This window comes from Lysinibacillus sp. 10T31, from assembly GCF_056394365.1.
In genome coordinates, this window is the sequence record NZ_JBFTHS010000122.1 from 1 (window position 1) to 2,169 (window position 2,169).

Annotated in this window: 3 protein-coding genes; all 3 read right to left on the reverse strand. The window is 32.7% G+C overall.

From position 1 onward, the window contains the following. Window positions 1–778: 778 nt before the first annotated feature. The 3 genes from AC1DCY_RS27035 to AC1DCY_RS27045 all read right to left on the reverse strand — a co-directional run bounded on the left by AC1DCY_RS27035 (window position 779) and on the right by AC1DCY_RS27045 (window position 1,787). Complete coding sequence (locus AC1DCY_RS27035) at window positions 779–1,138, reverse strand: hypothetical protein (RefSeq protein ID WP_477355735.1); 360 nt, start codon at window positions 1,136–1,138, stop codon at window positions 779–781. A gap of 78 nt (window positions 1,139–1,216) precedes the next feature. Continuing rightward, window positions 1,217–1,459: a hypothetical protein gene (locus tag AC1DCY_RS27040; RefSeq protein WP_477355738.1), complete on the reverse strand. Its 243-nt coding sequence runs from the start codon at window positions 1,457–1,459 to the stop codon at window positions 1,217–1,219. Then, window positions 1,440–1,787 carry a CPCC family cysteine-rich protein gene (locus AC1DCY_RS27045; RefSeq protein ID WP_477355741.1) on the reverse strand — a complete coding sequence of 116 codons (348 nt, stop codon included), beginning with the start codon at window positions 1,785–1,787 and terminating at the stop codon, window positions 1,440–1,442. Before AC1DCY_RS27045 ends, AC1DCY_RS27040 begins: the two co-directional genes overlap by 20 nt. Window positions 1,788–2,169 lie beyond the last annotated feature (382 nt).

Here is a 2,169-nt window from a genome sequence, read left to right on the forward strand (position 1 = left end):
AGGATTACAGTTTAGTTGTTCTTGCTCTTTTTTAGTAAATAATCTTTTCGTCATTTCATTTCGCTCCGACATCTTTTTTCTCATTATAAACAAAAGTACCCTATAGGATAGACTTTTTTCAAAGTGTCTATCTTATAGGGTACAGTTTAGCAACTCAACGATTTTCAAGTAAAGCCCCAGTTTGTGAAGTATCTATTGTTTAATTTCAGCCAAAATGAATTCAGGAATATCCTCATTTACTATTTTCTTAATGAAATCCACTATTTCATGATTTCCTAAACTTTTTTGATATACATTGGTTGATTGTATTATAAAGTTGGTCGTATCGAGTAGTCTTGTATACGTGTATATTTCAGATGCAAACTTCTTTACATGTTTAATTATTTCTTGAAAGTTTTTAGTTTCATCTTCAATTAAATATATAAAAATGTTATGTTAGTCATTATATATATATATGTAACAAGGTATCCCAATACTTCAATTAATCTTCCATCCCAATATTCATCAAAATCTTGAGGATCATTAACTCCAAGGATAAAATAAAACTCAAAATTTTGTGTTCGAATTAAGCGAGTAAATGAATATGCTTCGAACTTACTCATTTTCATATGTTCGTAATCATACAAAACAATCGCTCCCTTACAATTTAAAACTAATTTCCTTCTTCATCAAAACTGCTGTCTTTGCTCAATAAGAAAAGCCGCCTTTAAATTCGGCACTTGGAACTTAAACTCTTGCACCCGTTAGCACAATAAGGATTTAACAATGGTGTTACAAATTATTTTAATGTGTTAGTTTCTCTATCTATTAGATATTTACCTAAATCTACATTTGCACTTTCATACCCAGCAGTGACTTTCCAACCAAATATGTTATTTTGGATTTTCACGTTTGATGTCGTATTAATAACATTTGAACCATTTGTTCTTAATAACAAATAATAAGTATTAGAAATTTTTGTATCAACAACATCTATTAACTGTGCAGAATCATTACCAAACACTGTTGTTATATATTTTTCAATTGCTTCATCACGAGTTGAAAAGTGAGTCGAATATTGATAAATACCAAAAGAAATAATAATTATTACCACGATTGAAAATAAGTAACTCAATAATTGTTTATACTTATTTTTCATGCTACCCCTCCTTTTCTAGAAACTAATTCGACACCCTACAGAAAGTACCTGCTTATTAAACTAAACTGCACCGTTAGTTCAATAAAGAAAAAAGAGTTGCATATGCAACTCAATATTCTTCAAGAAAAGCGCACGATTCTTGAACAGTGTAAAACCGTTGATTTCCGTTCCAGACGGACACGTTCCGGAGGGCTTGCTGTGAACCAACCCGTTTGCTTCGCTTCCGTTGTTTGTTTCACCTGTCCCGCCGATCCTCCCATAGTCGCCGTCTTCCACTCCAATCAACTTTGAATCTGCTTCTTCATTTTGTTGGATATTCATATTCTTTTGGTTGCCTGCAAGACTTCTTTAACATGGGCAATACTGCCCCAAAACTTTGATAATTTTTTCTCGCTTCAGTCAATGTTAAGCCATGGTTTTGGTCACTTGCCTCAACATTACTTTGAATAAACAAATCTATCTCCCAAAAACATACGGGACAAATGTAAGCAAGGGCATCGCCATTATTCGGAATTGTAATAAACTCGCAGCAAGGGCATGGTGAATTTCCAACTACTATATCAGATTCAATGTCATGTTCGCAGTTAGGTGTATCATCGTAGTTTATTTTTGGCACGTATTTATTTGTCTTATTTTCTTCGTTTTTCATTTTTCATAGACCTCCAACATACCCGTCAACTTTATCCTCATTAATTTATCAAAAGTTGTGGTAAAATCCTTCAAATTCTCTTTACCTAAGTTCTGGAACAACAATCTTTATCTTTTCATTTTGAAAAAATACTATGAGTTTCTTAGTTTTATTAGTTTTTAAAATTGTAATCTCCTTATTATTGAGCAATCCTGCTTCTTTAGTGAAGTAATTAAAGAGTGATAATTTCACCGGAATATTCTCTTAAATGGTCAATGGCTAACGTCACTGCACCTTCCTCCGTCTCAATCAAAGACAATCCTTTTTTAATAGGACTCCAATACTCATATCCGCAGTCTTCCTGCCACATATATACCTCTGTGGTAAAAAGACCATCCTTACG

What these genes read in the sequence shown, in the direction of transcription:
- AC1DCY_RS27045 (WP_477355741.1), bottom strand. Translation starts at nt 1,787, where the DNA reads ATGAAAAACGAAGAAAATAAGACAAATAAATACGTGCCAAAAATAAAC.
- AC1DCY_RS27040 (WP_477355738.1), bottom strand. Translation starts at nt 1,459, where the DNA reads ATGAATATCCAACAAAATGAAGAAGCAGATTCAAAGTTGATTGGAGTG.
- AC1DCY_RS27035 (WP_477355735.1), bottom strand. Translation starts at nt 1,138, where the DNA reads ATGAAAAATAAGTATAAACAATTATTGAGTTACTTATTTTCAATCGTG.